This window comes from Aestuariibaculum sp. M13, assembly GCF_024723255.1.
Classification (GTDB): Bacteria; Bacteroidota; Bacteroidia; order Flavobacteriales; family Flavobacteriaceae; genus Aestuariibaculum; species Aestuariibaculum lutulentum.
Genome location: NZ_JANIAC010000003.1, coordinates 293,569 through 313,316, shown reverse-complemented (window position 1 = coordinate 313,316; position 19,748 = coordinate 293,569). Strand labels below are relative to the sequence as shown.

At 37.4% G+C, this 19,748-nt stretch carries 15 protein-coding genes; 10 read left to right on the top strand and 5 right to left on the bottom strand.

What is annotated here, in order from left to right; translation table 11 throughout:
• Window positions 1–2: 2 nt before the first annotated feature.
• The 5 genes from NO995_RS12715 (at window position 3) to NO995_RS12695 (ending at window position 6,737) form a co-directional block, all read left to right on the top strand.
• Entirely contained in the window at window positions 3–1,193 is a 1,191-nt protein-coding gene (locus NO995_RS12715; RefSeq protein ID WP_258227833.1) for an acetyl-CoA C-acyltransferase, read from the top strand.
• Window positions 1,194–1,217: 24 nt separating this feature from the next.
• A complete protein-coding gene (locus NO995_RS12710) occupies window positions 1,218–3,029 on the top strand; it encodes an acyl-CoA dehydrogenase family protein (protein WP_240572767.1) in 1,812 nt (603 codons plus the stop codon).
• A 94-nt stretch (window positions 3,030–3,123) separates the two neighbouring features.
• On the top strand, window positions 3,124–4,458 hold the full coding sequence (locus tag NO995_RS12705; RefSeq protein WP_258227832.1) for a M28 family metallopeptidase: 1,335 nt from the start codon (window positions 3,124–3,126) through the stop codon (window positions 4,456–4,458).
• Between the two features lie 60 nt (window positions 4,459–4,518).
• Window positions 4,519–6,162: a M1 family metallopeptidase gene (locus NO995_RS12700; RefSeq protein ID WP_258227831.1), complete on the top strand. Its 1,644-nt coding sequence runs from the start codon at window positions 4,519–4,521 to the stop codon at window positions 6,160–6,162.
• A gap of 5 nt (window positions 6,163–6,167) precedes the next feature.
• A complete protein-coding gene (locus tag NO995_RS12695) occupies window positions 6,168–6,737 on the top strand; it encodes a YdeI family protein (RefSeq protein WP_258227830.1) in 570 nt (189 codons plus the stop codon).
• A 4-nt stretch (window positions 6,738–6,741) separates the two neighbouring features.
• On the opposite strand, the gene NO995_RS12690 is transcribed toward NO995_RS12695, so the two are convergent.
• The 5 genes from NO995_RS12690 to NO995_RS12670 all read right to left on the bottom strand — a co-directional run bounded on the left by NO995_RS12690 (window position 6,742) and on the right by NO995_RS12670 (window position 13,715).
• The gene (locus tag NO995_RS12690; protein WP_258227829.1) at window positions 6,742–8,034 is read right to left on the bottom strand and encodes a glycosyltransferase; all 1,293 of its coding nucleotides are present in this window, start codon (window positions 8,032–8,034) and stop codon (window positions 6,742–6,744) included.
• A 10-nt stretch (window positions 8,035–8,044) separates the two neighbouring features.
• Window positions 8,045–10,123 carry an HAD-IIB family hydrolase gene (locus tag NO995_RS12685; RefSeq protein ID WP_258227828.1) on the bottom strand — a complete coding sequence of 693 codons (2,079 nt, stop codon included), beginning with the start codon at window positions 10,121–10,123 and terminating at the stop codon, window positions 8,045–8,047.
• Window positions 10,124–10,351: 228 nt separating this feature from the next.
• Complete coding sequence (locus tag NO995_RS12680; RefSeq protein ID WP_258227827.1) at window positions 10,352–11,818, bottom strand: sigma 54-interacting transcriptional regulator; 1,467 nt, start codon at window positions 11,816–11,818, stop codon at window positions 10,352–10,354.
• Window positions 11,819–11,821: 3 nt separating this feature from the next.
• The gene (locus NO995_RS12675) at window positions 11,822–12,949 is read right to left on the bottom strand and encodes a VWA domain-containing protein (RefSeq protein ID WP_258227826.1); all 1,128 of its coding nucleotides are present in this window, start codon (window positions 12,947–12,949) and stop codon (window positions 11,822–11,824) included.
• Window positions 12,950–13,037: 88 nt separating this feature from the next.
• A complete protein-coding gene (locus tag NO995_RS12670) occupies window positions 13,038–13,715 on the bottom strand; it encodes a Crp/Fnr family transcriptional regulator (RefSeq protein ID WP_240572759.1) in 678 nt (225 codons plus the stop codon).
• Window positions 13,716–13,825: 110 nt separating this feature from the next.
• On the opposite strand from NO995_RS12670, the gene NO995_RS12665 reads away from it, so the two are divergent.
• The 5 genes from NO995_RS12665 to NO995_RS12645 all read left to right on the top strand — a co-directional run bounded on the left by NO995_RS12665 (window position 13,826) and on the right by NO995_RS12645 (window position 19,734).
• Window positions 13,826–16,195 carry a heavy metal translocating P-type ATPase metal-binding domain-containing protein gene (locus NO995_RS12665; protein ID WP_258227825.1) on the top strand — a complete coding sequence of 790 codons (2,370 nt, stop codon included), beginning with the start codon at window positions 13,826–13,828 and terminating at the stop codon, window positions 16,193–16,195.
• Window positions 16,196–16,275: 80 nt separating this feature from the next.
• Window positions 16,276–16,464 carry a cbb3-type cytochrome oxidase assembly protein CcoS gene (gene ccoS, locus NO995_RS12660; RefSeq protein WP_188215089.1) on the top strand — a complete coding sequence of 63 codons (189 nt, stop codon included), beginning with the start codon at window positions 16,276–16,278 and terminating at the stop codon, window positions 16,462–16,464.
• Window positions 16,465–16,469: 5 nt separating this feature from the next.
• The gene (gene ccoN / locus NO995_RS12655) at window positions 16,470–18,662 is read left to right on the top strand and encodes a cytochrome-c oxidase, cbb3-type subunit I (RefSeq protein WP_258227824.1); all 2,193 of its coding nucleotides are present in this window, start codon (window positions 16,470–16,472) and stop codon (window positions 18,660–18,662) included.
• A 5-nt stretch (window positions 18,663–18,667) separates the two neighbouring features.
• A complete protein-coding gene (locus tag NO995_RS12650; RefSeq protein ID WP_240572756.1) occupies window positions 18,668–18,853 on the top strand; it encodes a CcoQ/FixQ family Cbb3-type cytochrome c oxidase assembly chaperone in 186 nt (61 codons plus the stop codon).
• On the top strand, window positions 18,850–19,734 hold the full coding sequence (locus NO995_RS12645) for a cbb3-type cytochrome c oxidase N-terminal domain-containing protein (protein ID WP_258227823.1): 885 nt from the start codon (window positions 18,850–18,852) through the stop codon (window positions 19,732–19,734). The genes NO995_RS12650 and NO995_RS12645 overlap by 4 nt, the downstream gene beginning before the upstream one ends.
• The last annotated feature ends 14 nt before the right edge of the window (window positions 19,735–19,748 follow it).

Genomic DNA, 19,748 nt, shown 5'->3' with positions numbered 1-19,748 from the left:
AAATGAAACAAGCATATATAGTAAAAGCATATAGAACGGCAGTTGGAAAAGCTCCTAAAGGCTTATTCCGCTTCAAGCGAACTGATGAGTTGGCTGCTGAAACCATTCAGTATATGATGAAAGAATTACCCCAACTCGACAAATCGCGCATTGATGATGTTATTGTGGGTAATGCCATGCCTGAGGGTTCTCAAGGACTTAACATGGCTCGATTTATTTCTTTAATAGGTTTGAATAGTGTGGATGTTCCCGGAGTTACTGTTAACAGATTTTGTGCTTCAGGTATTGAAACCATCGGAATTGCAACAGCTAAAATTCAAGCCGGAATGGCCGACTGTATTATTGCCGGTGGTGCTGAAAGTATGAGCGCCGTCCCTATGACTGGATTTAAACCTGAACTAAGTTACGATACCGTTAAAGCCGGACACCCAGATTATTATTGGGGTATGGGAAATACAGCCGAAGCTGTCGCCAATCAATTTAAAGTGTCTCGTGAAGATCAGGATGAATTTGCCTACCGTTCTCACATGAAAGCCTTAAAGGCACAAGCTGAAAATCGTTTTCAGGATCAAATTGTTCCCATTGAAGTCGAACAAACCTACATTGATGAAAACGGTAAGAAAGCAACAAAAAGCTACACAGTTACAAAAGACGAAGGACCACGTGCAGGAACTAATTTAGAAGCCTTAGCAAAATTGCGTCCGGTATTTGCTGCCGGCGGAAGTGTAACTGCTGGTAACTCTTCTCAAATGAGTGACGGCGCTGCTTTCGTCATGATTATGAGTGAAGAAATGGTTAAGGAACTTAATTTAGAACCCATTGCACGCCTTGTAAATTATGCAGCAGCTGGTGTAGAACCACGCATTATGGGTATTGGTCCTGTAAAAGCCATTCCTAAAGCCTTAAAACAAGCTGGTTTAAAACAAGCCGATTTAGAGCTTATTGAATTAAATGAGGCCTTTGCGTCGCAATCCATTGCCGTCATCAGAGAACTAGATCTTAATCCCAATATCGTTAATGTGAACGGAGGCGCTATTGCGCTTGGACACCCATTAGGCTGTACCGGAACAAAACTTTCCGTCCAGCTGTTTGATGAAATGCGCAAACGTAATATGACAGGTAAATACGGTGCAGTAACCATGTGTGTCGGCACAGGTCAAGGTGCCTGTGGAATTTTTGAATTTTTAAACTAAAAAGAACTTAATACTATTATTAATATGGAAGCAACAGAACAAGATATTTTACGTGGCGGACAATTTTTGGTAAAAGAAACCAACTGTGAAGATGTGTTTACTCCCGAAGATTTTAACGAGGAACAACGCATGATGAAGGATGCCGTTACCGAGTTTGTAGATCGCGAATTATGGCCTAACAAACCTCGTTTTGAAGCCAAAGATTATGCCTTAACCGAATCCTGCATGCAAAAAGCGGCTGAAATGGGATTCTTAGGCGTTTCCGTTCCTGAAGCATACGGCGGTATGGGTATGGGATTTGTTGACACCATGTTAGTCTGCGATTATATTTCAGGTGCCACAGGGTCTTTCAGTACGGCATTTGGTGCGCATACTGGTATTGGAACCATGCCTATCTTATTATATGGTACCGAAGATCAAAAACAAAAATATGTACCAAAATTGGCGTCAGGCGAATGGTTTGGTTCTTATTGTTTAACAGAGCCAGGCGCAGGTAGTGATGCCAACTCAGGAAAAACCACTGCTACCCTATCTGAAGACGGTAAAAGCTATAAAATTAATGGTCAGAAAATGTGGATTTCCAATGCGGGATTCTGTAGCTTAATGATAGTTTTTGCTCGCATTGAAGATGACAAATACATTACCGGATTCATCGTGGAATACGATTCAGCAAATCCTAACGGAATCACTTTAGGGGAAGAAGAACATAAATTGGGAATTCGTGCCTCTTCAACGCGTCAGGTGTTTTTCAATGACACTGTAGTTCCTATTGAGAATATGCTGTCTACAAGAGGCAATGGTTTTAAAATTGCCATGAATGCCCTTAACATTGGACGCATAAAATTAGCAGCTGCCTGTTTAGATGCACAACGTCGCACCATCACCGAATCGGTGAAATATGCAAACGAGCGCATTCAATTTAAAACGCCTATTTCAAGTTTTGGAGCCATGCGTCAAAAAATTGCTGAGATGGCCACGAATTGTTGGGTAGGTGAAGCAGCGAGCTATAGAGCCGCAAAAAATATTGAAGACCGTATTGAAATAAGAAAAGCAGAAGGAAAAGACACGCATCAGGAAGCTGAACTTAAAGGCGTAGAAGAATATGCCATTGAATGTTCCATTTTAAAAGTGGCGGTTTCAGAGTTTATTCAGCATTGTACCGACGAAGGTATTCAAATTTTTGGAGGTATGGGATTCTCTGAAGATACACCTATTGAATCGGCTTGGAGAGATGCCAGAATTTCAAGAATCTACGAAGGAACAAACGAAATCAATCGCATGCTTTGCATTGGGATGCTTATCAAAAAAGCGATGAAAGGTCATGTTGATGTCCTGACTCCTGCCATGGCAGTTAAAGACGAACTTATGAGTATTCCTTCATTTGAATCACCAGACTATTCAGCTTTATTTTCAGAGGAAAAAAACATCATTAAAAATCTTAAAAAACTGTTCTTAATGGTGGCAGGTGCAACGCTTCAAAAATATGGAGAAGAGATTGAGAAGCACCAGCAACTTATGCTAGCCGCTTCCGATATTTTAATTCAAATCTATTTAGCAGAATCGGCAATTTTACGTGCTGAAAAAATGGCTAAAAAAGAAGGCGAAGACAAAGCAAAAGAACAGATAGCCATGGCAAAACTGAATTTATTCCATGCTATTGATGTGATTGAAACAGCAGGTAAACACTCCATCATTTCATTTTCTACGGGAGATGAGCAACGTATGATGCTTATGGGCTTAAAACGTTACATTAAATACGTGAATATGCCTAATATTATAGAACTAAGAAACATTATTGCCAATAAGGTTATTACTGAAAACAAGTACTGTTTCTAAAACATAAAGTGACTAATTTAATTTATAAAAGCGTTTCAATGTAATTATTGAAACGCTTTTATTTTTTAAGTATTTTAGTAGAAATTAAAAGTTTATGAAACAAACTACAATTTATATTTTACTATTCTTTACTTCAATAATTACAGCACAAACCAATCAAAAAATCTACGATATTATTGATGCCATTTCTGCCGAACGAATTGAAAAAGACATTGAAACTTTAGTGAATTTTGGAACCAGAAATACCTTTAGCGACACCTTATCAGACACAAGAGGTATTGGTGCTGCGCGTCGATGGATAAAACAGGAATTTGAAAATATTTCTAAAGATTGTAATAACTGCCTTGACGTTTTTTACCAGAAAGATTATGTAACCAAAAAAGGAAATAATCGAGTACCTCATGACGCCTGGGTGGTTAATGTTATTGCTATTCAAAAAGGCACAAAATACCCAAACAGTTATATTATTATGAGTGGCGATATAGATTCTCGAGCCAGCGACACTATGGATTTCACTACCGATGCACCAGGAGCCAACGATAACGCCTCCGGAATGGCTGGAACTATTGAAGCTGCCCGAGTTTTATCGAACTATAAATTTGAACACAGTATTGTATATGTAGGCCTATCTGGTGAAGAGCAAGGTTTATTTGGTGGCAAAGGCTTAGCTAATTATGCCAAAAACCATAACTGGGATATTGTTGGCGTTTTTAACAACGATATGATTGGAAATATAAAAGGTGTTGATGGTGTTATTGACAACCGTGCTTTTAGAATTTTCTCGGAGCCTGTGCCAGCTAACGAACCCGAACAAACCAGAAACCTACGTCGTTTTTATGGTGGTGAAGTCGATGGAATCTCCCGTCAGTTGGCAAGATACATTCACAAAACTACCAAGACCTATATGCCCGAAATGAACCCCCTGATGATTTACAGGTTAGACCGTTTTGGGCGCGGCGGTCACCATCGTCCGTTTAACGACTTAGGCTTTCCTGCCATTCGTATTATGGAGGCCCATGAAAATTACACACACCAGCATCAGGATATCCGTGAAGAAAACGGTATAAAGTACGGCGATGTTTTAGAGCATGTTAATTTTGAATACGCAAAAAAACTCACGGCTGTAAATGCTATTAATCTGGCTAGCCTGGCCTCTGCCCCTCCCGCACCTAAAGAAGTTGCTATTGGTGGTATTGTTGAAGCTTCAGCTAAATTAAAATGGAATAAAGTGGATGGCGCTAAAGGCTACAAAATATACTGGCGCGATACCACTTCACCTACCTGGGATTATAGTCGATACGTTGGTGATGTTTCGGATTTTACGTTAGAAGGGTTTGTTATTGATAATTATTTCTTCGGCATTGCAGCAATTGATGAAGATGGCTTTGAAAGCATTGTTACATTTCCAAATGCCATCATTAGAAATTAACATAGATTTAGCAGCCTTTTATATGGGTTTTTAATTAATTTACGGTTTAAACACAAACTAATGAACACCCGTTTTTTACTATTTTCTATATCGTTTTTAGCATTATCTCTTTCGGCGAAAGCCCAGTTAATGACCGATAAAAATGAATTTACACAACAAGACACCTTACGAGGTAGTATAACTCCCGAACGTTCTTGGTGGGATTTAACCTATTATCATTTAGATGTGGAAATAGCCCCTGATAAAAAATTCATCTCAGGAAAAAACACCATTCAATATAAAGTTTTAGAGCACCAATCGGTGATGCAAATCGATTTACAGGAACCACTTAAAATTACCAAAGTAACTCAAAATGGAAAATCCTTAAAAGTAGTTCAAAATGGTAACGCTCATTTTGTCTATTTAAAAAAGAAACAGGAAATTGGTAAAACTAATAGTATAGAAGTCTATTACGAAGGACATCCTAAAGTAGCCGTTAAAGCCCCATGGGATGGTGGTTTTTCTTGGAAAACAGACAAAAATGGCAATCCGTTTGTGGCAACCTCTTGCCAAGGTCTTGGAGCTAGTGTTTGGTGGCCTTGTAAAGACCACATGTACGACGAGGTAGACAGCATGGATATTAGTGTAACGGTTCCGAAAGGATTAATGGATGTCTCAAACGGGCAATTTGCTGGAAAAACTGAAAATGAAACCTCGACCACTTACAACTGGACAGTAAAAAACCCTATAAACAACTACGGAGTTAACGCCAATGTCGGTGATTATGTGCATTTCACTGAAATATACGACGGAGAAAAAGGGCCTTTAAAAATGGACTATTATGTGCTTCGTGATAATTTAGAAAAAGCTAAAGAACAATTTAAACAAGCTCCTAAAATGATGAAGGCGTTTGAATACTGGTTTGGACCATACCCTTTTTACGAAGATGGATTTAAAATTGTTGAAACGCCATATTTAGGTATGGAACACCAAAGTTCGGTAACCTACGGAAACGGTTTTAAAAATGGCTATTTAGGACGTGATCTTTCAGGAACGGGATGGGGTTTAAAGTTCGATTTCATTATTGTTCACGAATCGGGACACGAGTGGTTTGCCAACAATATCACTTACAAGGATGCCGCAGATATGTGGATTCATGAAAGCTTCACAAATTATTCTGAATCGCTCTATTTAGAATATTACTTCGGAAAAGAAGCCGCTTCAGAATATGTTATAGGCATTAGAAAAAACATTTTAAACGACAAGCCAATTATCGGGCCATACAATGTTAACAAAGAAGGTTCTGGCGATATGTACTACAAAGGGGCTAATATGATTCATACCCTTCGTCAATTGATTGAAGATGACGAAAAATTCCGAAACATTTTACGCGGTATGAATGAAACTTTTTATCATCAAACAGTTACGACGCAACAAATCGAAAATTATATTAGCAAACAAACAGGTTACGATTTACAACAATTTTTCGACCAATATTTAAGAACAACAAAAATTCCAACACTGGAATATTCAATTAATAATAAAGAGCTTAAATTCCGTTGGACAAACATTGTTGAAAAATTCGACATGCCGGTACTTGTATCACTTAACGGAAAAGCGCAATGGATTTACCCAAAAGCAGATTGGAAAACTATTCCGCTTGACGGTTCGGAAAACACTTTTAAAGTTGATCCTAACTTTTACATCGAAACAAAAAAATTATAACATAAATGCTGCCTGAACTTTACTTTAAAACCGATACAGAATGGCGCAAGTGGTTACATGACAATCACAGTAAAGCAACGGGCATTTATTTAATTTTTTATAAAGTAGACCACGAAAACGACAGCATGCGTTGGGAAGAAGCGGTAAAAGTGGCGCTTTGTTATGGTTGGATTGATTCTACGGTTAAAAGTTTAGGTGACGGCAAACGCCGACAATACTTTACCCCCAGAAATCCTAAAAGTGTATGGAGTGCGCTTAATAAAAAATACATTCTAGAATTAGTTGCAGATAACTTAATGCATACAAGTGGTTTGAAAACCATTGAAATCGCAAAAGGAAATGGTAGTTGGTCGGCTTTAGACGATGTTGAAAATGGTATCATCCCTGAAGATTTACAACAAGAATTCGATAAACATACCGAAGCTTACAATAACTACCTCAACTTTGCGCCTTCCTACAGAAAAAGTTATTTGTACTGGCTAAATCAAGCCAAGCGTGAAGCCACAAGGAAAAAGCGCATAACTGAAATCCTTCAATTATGCGCTGATAATATAAAATCGAGAGGTTCTTATTAATGTTCTAATTATTAAAATGAGAATAAATACTCGACTCCATTGAGCGCTGGTTTATAGAACTATTAAAAATCGCTAAAATACGCTTAGCAATTCCTGTCCAGCCAAAATTTCGACGTGCAAAACGAGCCCCTTCAACCGACAATTCATTACGCAATTTAGGATATAATAACGGCATAGACATCATGGCTCCAAACTCTAATGGACGATGCGGATCAGCGAATAACGCCTGATTTCCAAAATCGATTAAATCATATAGACCACCATGTACGGTTACCACACTTGGGGTACCACAAGCCATAGCCTCAATAGCTACCATACCAAAAGGTTCATAACGCGAAGGCATGGCAAAAATATTCGCAGATCGGTATACATTTGCCAAATCGGCATCGGCAATGTAATTTTTCCAGGTAATCTTGTCTAACACTCCTAATTCTCCTGCTAACTTTTTTAAGCCTTCAACCCCTTTATCATCTTGCTTTGAATTATCGCCTCCAATAGCAGCCACCAATCGCGCTTCCGGACAAAGTTCAAAAACGGTTGGTAACGCCTGAATTAACAAATCGTAGCCTTTATTATGAGCCATTCTTCCTAATGCTAAAATATCGGTAGGATGTATATCGTATTTTGCTCTTATTCTGTCGTTTTCTTTTGAAGGAACCGGGTAAAAGCGGTTTTCGTCAATGCCAGGAGGAATCATACCACAATTTCGAGGCAATACATCATATTGTTGCGTTAATAAATCAACCTGAGGTAAGGTAGTTGCAATCACATAATTACACATTTGATAAACGAAATATTCTTTTCTAATACGCTCTTTAAAACGGTATTTTTTTTCCATATCCTCTTCACTCATATCGCTTCCCATAGTATGCTGCTTCCACCAACCCAAAGAATGAGGTGTGTGTACATGGCAAATGCCTAATTCTTCGGCTATTTTTTGTCCTGCCCAACCCGCATCCCAGTAATGCGTATAAACTACATCATACTTTTTACGTTCCTTTTGAATAGCCGCCAGACAGTTGGTTACAAACTTTTTCAGGTGGTCGTGCATGTCTTCTTTTCTAATGAATTTTTTTCCTCCAAAAGGAATACGCCAAACACTGTAATTTTCATCGACGTGATCGTATTCCGGCTGATCTTCAAATTGTCGGGTTACCAAATCCACTCGTTTTCCTAATCTGCTAAAACGTTCTGCGAGCTCTAAAACATAAACTACTTGTCCTCCCGTATCGGGTTTTCCTAATTCGGCATTAGCACCTACATATCCGTGCAAAGAGATCATTAAAATTGACTTCATAATATATATTTTAGTTATTAATTACTTTTAAATCGTTACAAGCAGAAATGTACTGAGCCGCAGACCACGCCTGATAGGCTTTCCCCATAGCTTTACCTGAAGTTCCATGAGCCCACTCGGTAAATTCCCATTCTTCGGTTAACCCCTGTTTATTAATTAAGGCCAGTTTATACAACTCTGAAATAGCGACTTCACGTAATCCCAGCTTATTAACAAACTTCACCCAGAATCCTCCAACAAAAGGCCATATACCTCCATTGTGATAATGATGCGGAAGATTTAACAAATTAACGGTGTAATAAGGTCTCCAATCCGGATCACCAGGCGTTACTACTGGATACACATTTCTTATAGGGAATGGATCGTTAACGCCTACTCCTAAAATAAATTTGAAGGTTTGATGCGCTTTTTCGGCATCGACCGTGCCATGTAAAAAGGCTAAAACGTTTCCAAAAATATCACAACGCCAGCTAAAATCGAAAGGTGTGGTTTGCGCAATTAAATAGGAAGTATCACCAAGAGTAAACTGACGCTCGGCAAAGGATACCGACTGAAATAATTTTTGTTGTGTTGATGGCCAAAAATTTTGAAGAATCTCCTTTTTAATAACCTGAGACCATCGAATGTATTCGCCTGCTTCTTCATAATCACCCAACATTTCCAGCATTCGACCGTAACATACATTAGCACGATACCATAAAATTTCGTCGTATAGGATATTATAACTTCCTCCAAATAAATCGGTCCAATCGCCTGCTTCAGGTATTTCCAACAAAGCATCATTATTACTGTCATGAGCACCAAGCCAACGCATAGTTTCTTTGATATCTGAAATATATTTACGAAGAAAATCGATATCCTTAGTAACGTTTACATACTCGTAAAACGCAATAACTACCCAAATACCACTATCAATCGAGCAAATACCACCTACCCCAGAATAATCGGCGACATTATCTTTTATGCGCACATTAGACGGAATCTGACCATTTCGTGAAATATGTTCGAATAAAGTCACTAAAGTTTGACGCTGGCATTTATGAATTTCTTCATCGTGAATAAGTGATAGCGAACCAATAACCGTAATAGCACCATCACGTGCCCATACACTATGGTAATTCTCATCGGTACCACTTGGTACATTATCTTTTATAGAACACGCTGAAAATCCGAGTGGTGTTATATTCTTCTTTAGTGCAATAATAGCCTTTTCATAGCCTTCGCGTATTAGTTCTAATTTTTCCTTGTCGTCATCTTCAGCAATATGATTTAATTCCTGCTGTATAAAATAATCATCGGTATGATCTTCTTCCAGACATGTTTTAGCTTCTTCTGGCAAGACTTTATAATACACCAAACCTTCAATAACACCATCACCATGATCGCCTTCGGAATGATACACCTGTCTGTATTTTGTGAATTTATATAGTTCTTCGTGTGCGTTAGCAACTACGATGCCTCGAATACCTTTCATATTAAACATGGCAGAATCGTTTCCGCTATCGCCGGCAACCAAAACGTTGTCGGCTGTTAAATTGAGTTTAGTTAACAGCCACTGCAAGGCATTACCTTTGTTTGCCCATTTTGGAAGTACATCCAGAAACTTATTACCCGAGTATACAATATTCACCAACATATTAGCTTTGACAAAATCGGCTTCAATACTCTCAATAAGTTCATCGTTGGCATCATGAAAAAAGTAACTGCGTTTATAGGAATGCTGAAACTTTGCTGGCTGATCGCTAATAGGATGATCGATGCTTTGAATTAGCTTTTCAACAGCATCTAAATCCCAACCTTCATCTAAAACATCATTAAACTCTTTAACTATGCAATCCTTATTACAATCGTAAATTAGAGTACCAACGCCACCTATTATATAATCTGGTTTGGGAAGCACCCCTTTTTTAATAAGCCGCAGAACATCATCTATTAACCGTCCGGTATTATAAGTGAGTATGACATCCTCAGGTTTATAGGTCTTCCAGATTTTTTTAAAATTACTTTTAAGCGTGTGAAATTCTATTAACGTGTTATCAATATCAAAAGAAAGGAGCTTGATAGGACTCTTAGTAAGGTTTGTTTCCATATTAAGAAATTCTGAAGCGTTTTTATTTGTTTTTTATTAAAAAACCACGAAAAACACATGGTTCTTGCTTAATATACACAAAAAATCACGAAAAACAGATCAAAAACGACACTAACAAAACCTTTAGAAAGACTTTTTAGGGGTATAAAAAAAATTAGTGGTTTAAAATACAGATTTGCAAATTAAACCACCATATACCGTGAATATGAAAAAAGAAGGAAATTTCATCTAAATACCACTTATAAAACTTCCATAAGGATCTTTAAATTGCATGCCGTCTGAAAAACGATGCTTACTTAATTGGTTGAATTCTGAAAGTCCCCAGAGTACAAATTCTTTCATAAAATAACTGTCTATCGGATTCAGTTTAGGCTGATATTTTCCTAACAAATCGTTTAACGGACTTACACCATCTAATAGACTTTTGTATTCCTTGTCACGCAAACTATCACCCAATTCAAAACCATCTTTCTGATTGAAGAACCAAGAAATGATATCATCATAAGGCGTTTCTTCTTCCTGTTTCTTTAGTTTTTCAATTTTAGGAAAGTATTGTACAAATAAACTTTTCACTGCTTCACCAATTAAATTATAAGCCACAACAGCCGCTCCTTCCTGTTCGCCTTCATACACCAGTTCTACTTTTCCGGTAATAGAAGGAATAACCCCCATAAAATCTGATAAACGTACCGTTGTAGTTTCATCGCCTGCAAGTAAAGCACGACGCTCGGCAGTACTTAATAAATTTTCTAAAGCTGTAATACTTAAACGAGCGCTTACACCACTTTTAGCATCGATATAATCGCTTTTACGCGCTTCAAAAACAATCTGTTCTAATAAATCGCGGGCTAAATCCGGAACCACAACGGTCTCTTTCTGACTTTCCTCCAATTTTGCTTCTTGTTCTGTAATCTGTTTAGCCGTTTCAATATTAACCGGATAATGCGTTAATATCTGTGAGCCAATTCTATCCTTTAACGGTGTAACAATACTACCTCTGTTAGTATAATCTTCAGGATTGGCGGTAAACACGAATTGAATATCTAAAGGTAATCGCAACTTAAATCCACGGATTTGTATATCTCCCTCCTGCAATATATTAAATAAAGCCACCTGAATTCGGGCTTGCAGGTCGGGCAACTCATTAATCACAAAAATGGAACGGTTGGCCCGAGGAATCATTCCATAATGAATCACACGATCATCGGCATAACTAAGTTTCAGGTTTGCTGCTTTTATTGGGTCAACATCACCTATAATATCAGCCACAGTAACATCGGGGGTCGCCAATTTTTCAGCAAAACGTTCACTGCGATGTAACCAGGCAATTGGAGTATTATCACCTTTTTCTTTAATTAGTTCTGTTGCATATCGAGAAATTGGATGAAAGGGATCGTCGTTAATCTCAGAACCTTCAACAAAAGGAATATACTCATCTAAAAGATTCAGCATTAAACGCGCCAAACGCGTTTTCGCTTGTCCGCGTAATCCAAGTAGATTAATATTATGTCTTGATAAAATAGCACGCTCTAATTCGGGAATCACAGTATTTTCATACCCGTGAACACCTTCAAAAGTCGTTTCCTTATTTTTTATTTTTTGAATCAGATTATCTCTTAATTCGTCCTTAATAGATTTACTTTGATAACCTGATTTCTTTAAGTCTCCAAGTGTTTTTATGTTTTCAATATTCATAAGCTATCCTCTAATTCTCTTTTTTCTATTGGTTTCGTAATCTTCAAAAATCATTTCTCCTAAACCTTTAATGCCAGTATAAAAGGCTTTGCCCTGATTGGCATAGGTAAACTCCCTGACAAATTGCATTAAGTAATTGTCTTTTGCAATCATAAAGGTTGTAATAGGAATATGCAAACGTCTGGCTTGCTGTGCCATGGCATAACATTTATTAACGATATTAGGATTTAGTCCAAAACTATCTTTAAAATACTCGCCATTAGATAACCGCAAACAACTAGGTTTTCCATCGGTGATCATAAAGATTTGCTTATTGGTGTTGCGTTTTCTTCGAAGTAAATCCATTGCCAGTTGCAATCCGGCTACCGTATTGGTATGGTAAGGTCCTACTTTCAAATAGGGTAAGTCTTTAATTTCTATTTGCCAGGCATCGTTTCCAAATACTAAAATATCTAAGGTATCTTTTGGATATCGAGTAGTAATTAATTCGGCTAAAGCCATGGCTACTTTTTTTGCCGGTGTTATACGATCTTCACCATATAATATCATACTATGGCTAATATCTATCATAAGCACCGTGCTCATTTGCGATTTATGAAGGGTTTCCTCAACTACTAAATCACTTTCCGATAGGTTAAAATCTGAAATGCCGTGATTAATTTGAGCATTTTTTAAACTTTCGGTCATGGACACCTTGTCCAAGGCATCACCAAACTGATACCCCCGAAAATCTCCGGTATGCTCATCACCTACTCCAGGACTTTTACTTCGATGATTACCCTGTCCGCTTCGTTTTATTTTTCCGAAGATTTGATCTAAAGCCTGCTGACGAATGGCGCGCTCGGTTTTGGCAGTTATTGCCATACCACCATTACCATCTGGATCAAGTTCTTCACGAATAAAGCCTTTCTTGATAAGGTCTTCGATAAAATCGTCTATAGAATAGTCTGGAGTGGTTAATTTGTATTCTTTATCGAGTTCACGCAACCAATCGATAGCCTCATCGAAATCACCAGAAGTATGCGTTATTAATTCTTTAAAAATTTCGAATAAAGTATCGAAAGGTGATTTATTCGGTGCTTCGTACGACTTGAAAACAAATCCTTTTCTTGTAGTATTATCGTGTGTCATAGCTGTATAAAAATACTATATTTTTACACACCAAACACAGTTATACAATTAGAAATATCTATGGCAATCAGAAGAATGCTAATAGTTTCTATTCAACACGCTTCAATCCTTCAAGGTCTTCAATTTTAATTTTTTTACCTGAAGTTGAAATTAAACCTTGTTTTTTAAACTGAGAAAGTACCCGAATAGCAGACTCGACAGCTGTACCTACAATATTGGCATAATCTTCACGAGATAAAACCACACTTAAAGTCTTATCTGAATTTGTTCCGAAGCTTTCGTAAAGGTAAACTAATGTCTCGGCTAAACGCTGACGTACCGATTTTTGAGCCATATTAACAATAATATCATCGGCTTGTCTCAAATCGTTAGCCATATCTTTTAAAACATCCAGGGTAAAATTGGAATTTTTCTGTAGATCACTAATAATTTCAGATTTAGGAATAAAGCAAACTTCCATATCGTTTAAGGCTACGGCACTTAAATTTGCTGTCTCATCTGTTACCAACGAGCGCTGCCCAAGTAAGTCTCCTTTCACTACCAACTTTACAATTTGATCTTTACCGTTGGCACTTAATTTAGATAACTTACAAACCCCATCGCGGATACAAAAAACCCCATTTATAACGTCTCCTTCTTCAAAAATAGTTTCTCCTTTTTTGATTATTTTAGAAGTTTTGCACCCGGAAATACGCACCAATTCATCTTTGGTAAGCGATTTTAACGAATTAAATTGCTTAACAATACATTGTTCACATTTACTCATACCTGAAATTTATATGTTCGGTAAAAATACTTAAAATTCATGATAAAAGTCATATATTGTAAGGAGTTCTTTTGGGAATTTTGTTACAGGTATAATAATGAGCAAATTGTATGGATCAAGAAAATTGTTTCCACTGTGGCGACGTATGCGATTCGCAGGCTATTACATTTAACGATAAAACATTCTGTTGTAATGGTTGCAAGACTGTATATGAAATTTTTTCAGAAAACGACTTAACCTGTTACTACGACTTACAGGCAGCACCTGGTGCAACCCCAAAGGACATTGAAGGTAAATACGATTTTTTATCTCAGGAAAACATTATTGAAAAATTAACCGAATTTAACGATGGTAAAACACAGATTACCACACTTTATATTCCGCATATTCATTGTAGTTCATGTATCTGGATTTTAGAAAACCTCAACAAATTAAATCCAGGCATTTCTGCTTCCCAGGTGAATTTCGGCAAAAAAAATGTTCGGGTAACCTACAATACTCAAGACACATCACTTAAAGATGTTGTGATTCTTTTAAGTAGTATTGGCTATGAACCGTATATATCTCTTGACGATTTCAAGACCGGAAAAGCACAAGTTAACCGCTCACTTATTTACAAATTAGGGATCGCAGGTTTTGCCTTTGGAAATGTCATGTTCTTATCCTTTCCTGAATATTTTGAAGTGGGCGAATATTGGTTAGAGCAATACAAACATTTGTTTCGCTGGCTTATGTTTACCTTTTCGTTACCTGTAGTGTTTTATGCTGGTCAGGATTATTTTATTTCGGCCTACAAAGGTTTACGTAAAGGGCTTTTAAATATAGATGTACCTATTGCTTTGGGCATCGCTGTACTTTTCATTCGCAGCACCATAGATATTATTTTCGATTTGGGCTCGGGGTTTTTCGATAGCCTGACCGGATTGGTTTTCTTTTTATTACTCGGAAAGTTTTTTCAACAGAAAACCTATTCATTTTTATCCTTCGAACGCGATTACAAATCCTATTTCCCTATTGCCATAACTAAAATTGAAAATGGCATAGAAACCCCTATTCAGGTTTATGATATTAAACAAGGTGACCGACTATTAATTAGAAACGAAGAATTAATTCCTGCCGATGGCATTTTAATTAACGGTAATGCCCAAATAGATTACAGCTTTGTTACCGGTGAATCTAAAACAGTCAGTAAAGATTCAGGTGATAAACTTTTTGCCGGCGGCAAGCAAACAGCCGGACTTATAGAAATGGAAGCTTTAAAATCGGTAGAACAAAGCTACCTAACACAGTTATGGAGTCATGATGTGTTCAATAAAAATAAGGAAGACCATTTTACCACACTTACCAATGCCATTAGTAAACGTTTTACTATTGCCATATTAAGTATTGCTGTATTAGCAACAACGTATTGGTATGTTGTTGATGCTTCCAAAGCTATTAATGTTTTTACCGCTGTTCTCATAATTGCCTGTCCCTGCGCTTTGGCTTTAGCAGCTCCATTTACTTTCGGAAATCTGCTTCGTATTTTTGGCAAACTAAAATTCTACGTAAAAAACGCTTCGGTTATTGAGCAGTTAGCTGAAATTAATACGGTTATTTTTGACAAAACAGGAACAATAACCTCAAATGAAAAAAGTATTGCGACTTATGATGGTGATATGCTATCTGCTTCAGAAGAAATTCTATTAAAAAATACACTTCGCGGTTCTAACCATCCGTTAAGCAGAACCCTTTACGACATTCTGGATGAACACAATATTATTTCTTTAAATCATTTTGAAGAACATTTAGGAAAAGGTATTGAAGCATCTTACCTAAACGACAATATTAAAATTGGCTCGGCGAGTTTTGTGGGAGGCAGTGATCCATCAATTTTAAACACAACCGTACATATTAGCACCAACAATCAATACAAAGGAAAATATACCTTCTATAACAGCTACCGTACAGGTTTATCTAAACTATTTAATAAACTTAAACAGGAATTCGATTTAGTTATCCTTTCGGGTGATAATGCCGGAGAACAGGAAAATCTAAAAAAACTTCTACCTGCCAAGACCAAATTGATTTTCAACCAGAAACCAGATGACAAGCTGGAATACATAAAATATCACCAGACCGAAGGTGCCAAAGTACTTATGGTTGGCGATGGTTTAAACGATGCCGGAGCACTGGCACAAAGTAATGTAGGGATTGCGCTATCAGAAAATGTGAATGTCTTCAGCCCTGCCTGCGATGCTATTTTAGACGCTTCAAAATTTAATCAGCTATATCAATTTATTAAAGCCTCTAAACAGGCCATAACTATAATTAAGTGGAGTTTTGTGCTTTCTTTTATTTACAACAGCATTGGACTTTACTTTGCGGTAACCGGGCAATTAGCACCTGTTATTGCAGCGATATTAATGCCATTAAGTTCTATTAGTGTTGTGGTATTTACCACTATTGCTACAAACTTTATAGGTAAGAAGATAAAATAAAGGTTATTTTTTTAAACATGATAAAAGTCATGTTTTAAGAAACCTTTCACATTTAATTTTGACCCGTAACTTCAATAGGTATGAGTGTTATATATATGTTATTAGGTATTAGCATCGTGGTGGCTATTGTCTTCTTCGTTGCTTTTATTGTTGCTGTTAAGAAAGGACAGTACGATGATGATTACACCCCTTCGGTAAGAATGCTTTTTGAAGACGAATTAGTAAAAGACCAATCGAAAACAACCATTAAAAACAAAAAGACCAATTAATCATTATGGAAGTACAACAATTTTACTACGACAACAAGATTGTTAAAAAATTCTTATTTGCTACCATGCTTTGGGGAGTTGTAGGAATGCTTGTAGGCTTGCTCTTAGCCTTTTTATTTTTGTTTCCAAACCTAACCGACGGAATTCCGTGGTTAAGCTTTGGGCGACTAAGACCACTACACACCAACGCCGTTATTTTTGCCTTTGTAGGTAATGCCATTTTTGCCGGTGTGTATTATTCCTCTCAACGCCTTTTAAAAACCAGAATGTTCAGTGATGTACTGAGTAACATTAACTTCTGGGGGTGGCAATTAATTATTGTGGCCGCAGCCATTTCCTTGCCTTTAGGATACACTACATCAAAAGAATACGCCGAACTGGAATGGCCTATTGATATTGCCATTGCTTTAGTTTGGGTAGCCTTTGGCGCCAACTTAATAGGAACGATTTTAAGACGTCGTCAACGTCACTTATATGTTGCCATCTGGTTCTATTTAGCAACGTTTGTAACAGTTGCTGTACTACATATTTTTAATAATATAGAACTTCCTGTAAGCGGTATGAAAAGCTACTCGGTTTACGCCGGTGTACAGGATGCCTTAGTACAATGGTGGTACGGACATAATGCCGTTGCATTCTTTCTAACTACACCTTTCTTAGGATTAATGTATTACTTTGTACCTAAAGCAGCGAACAGACCTATCTATTCATACCGTTTATCTATCATCCACTTCTGGTCTTTAATCTTTATTTATATCTGGGCTGGTCCTCACCACTTATTATATACCGCATTACCTGAGTGGGCGCAAAACTTAGGTGTTGCTTTCTCTGTCATGTTATTAATGCCTTCTTGGGGTGGTATGATTAACGGACTACTAACCTTACGCGGTGCCTGGGACAAAGTTCGTGTAGACCCTGTTTTAAAATTCATGGTGGTTGCACTAACCGGATATGGTATGGCTACATTTGAAGGTCCGATGCTATCTCTTAAAAATGTAAATGCTATTGGTCACTTTACCGACTGGATTATTGCTCACGTACACGTTGGAGCACTTGCATGGAACGGATTTCTTGCCTTTGGTATGATTTATTGGTTAGTTCCTAAACTATTTAAAACACAATTATACTCTTTAAAACTTGCTAATGCGCACTTCTGGGTAGGAACCTTAGGTATTATTATTTATGCCTTACCTATGTACGTTGCCGGATTTACTCAAGCTAGTATGTGGAAACAGTTTAACCCAGACGGCACCTTAATGTATGGTAACTTCCTGGAAACTGTAACCGAAATTATTCCAATGTACTGGATGCGTGCTATTGGTGGTTCGTTATATATCTTCGGAATGTTTATTCTGGCTTATAACATTATAACCACTATTAGAAAGTCGCAGAATGCCGTAACCGACGAATTAGCTGAGGCTCCTGCACTGGAGCGTGTGTCTAAACACCGTGTGGCTGGTGAAGGATGGCATACCTGGTTAGAACGTAAACCAATTAAACTTACCATTTATGCAACCATCGCCATTTTAATTGGTGGTATTGTACAAATCGTTCCGACTTTAATGGTAGAATCTAATATTCCAACCTTAACAAGTGTTAAACCTTATACTCCTTTAGAGTTAGAAGGACGTGATATTTACATCCGTGAAGGTTGTGTGGGCTGTCACTCACAAATGATTCGTCCGTTTAGAAGTGAAGTAGAACGCTACGGAGAATATTCGAAAGCTGGAGAATATGTTTACGATCACCCGTTCTTATGGGGTAGTAAACGTACCGGACCGGATTTACACCGTGTTGGTGGTAAATATTCAGATAACTGGCACTTAAACCACTTATACGATCCACAAAGCACCTCTTCAGGGTCTATTATGCCAGCTTATCAATGGTTGGTTAAAAACAGACTGGACAAATCGAAAACCGAAGATAAAATGCGTGCTATGGTTAGTCTAGGTGTTCCGTATACCGAAGATGACATTGCCAATGCTCAACAGCACATGCTAGACCAAGGAACTAAAATCGAGAAAAACCTGTATACCGACCCAGATTTTGCTGCAAATTATGAAGCAGACAAAAAAGCTGCCGGTACAGATTTTACCGAAATGCGCAATCGTGAAATTGTAGCTGTTATAGCTTATTTACAACGATTAGGAACCGACATTAAGGTTAAAGATTCTGAAATTTCTTCAACTAAAAACTAAACGTCATGATGAAATTTATAAAAAACCATATGGAGACCATTGCCGGGGTAGAGATCTACCCTATCATCTCCCTGCTAATCTTTTTTATCTTTTTTGTTGTACTATTTTGGTGGGTTGTTACTGCTAAAAAAGATTATATAAAAACTGTTAGTAACCTACCACTAGAAAACCAAAACGACCAAACATTATGAGACAATCATTCCCTTCATGGTTAAGAGTTCCAATAATATTCTTTGCGATATTTTTCTTAGCCGAATTCCTTATAGATTCCGGAGACAAACCAGCCTTTGTAGAATACCCGTTACTGGCACTATTCCTTTTACTGGTCATCTTTATTTTAATTGCAATAGAAGGTATAGTAAGCTCTATGAAGTCTATACTTTATCAAAGTTTAGACGAAGCTGCAAAGGCACGCTTTGATGCTGAACAAGAAACACCTTCTAAATTCATTCAATGGGTTAAAAATTTATATAAGGCACTTGCAGGTACAAAACCCATTGAAAAAGAACACGAAATTATTCTGGATCACAACTACGATGGTATTCAGGAATTAGATAACGATTTACCACCGTGGTGGTTATATGGGTTCTATGCTTCAATCGTTTTTGCTGCAATCTATTTACTACGTTTCCACGTTTTTAATGGCGAAGGACAATACGACGAATTAAATACTGAATATGCTGAAGCTCAAAAAGCCATTGAAGAATACAAGAAAACCGCTAAAGACTTAGTAGATTTCAATACTGTTGAACTATTAACCGATGCTTCCGATTTAAGCAACGGTAAAAAAATATTCGATGCCAACTGTATAGCTTGTCATAAAGCTGACGGTGGTGGTGGTATCGGACCTAACTTAACCGATGAATACTGGATTCTTGGTGGTGGTATTAAAAATGTATTTAAAACAGTTTCTGAAGGTGGCCGTGATGGAAAAGGTATGATTGCCTGGTCTAAAAACGGATTAAAACCATCAGAAATTGCACAAGTATCAAGCTATGTTTTAAGCTTTCAGGGCACAACCCCTGCCGAGCCTAAAGCTGCTGAAGGAGAAATTTGGAACGACGCAAACTAAAACGTTAAACACCT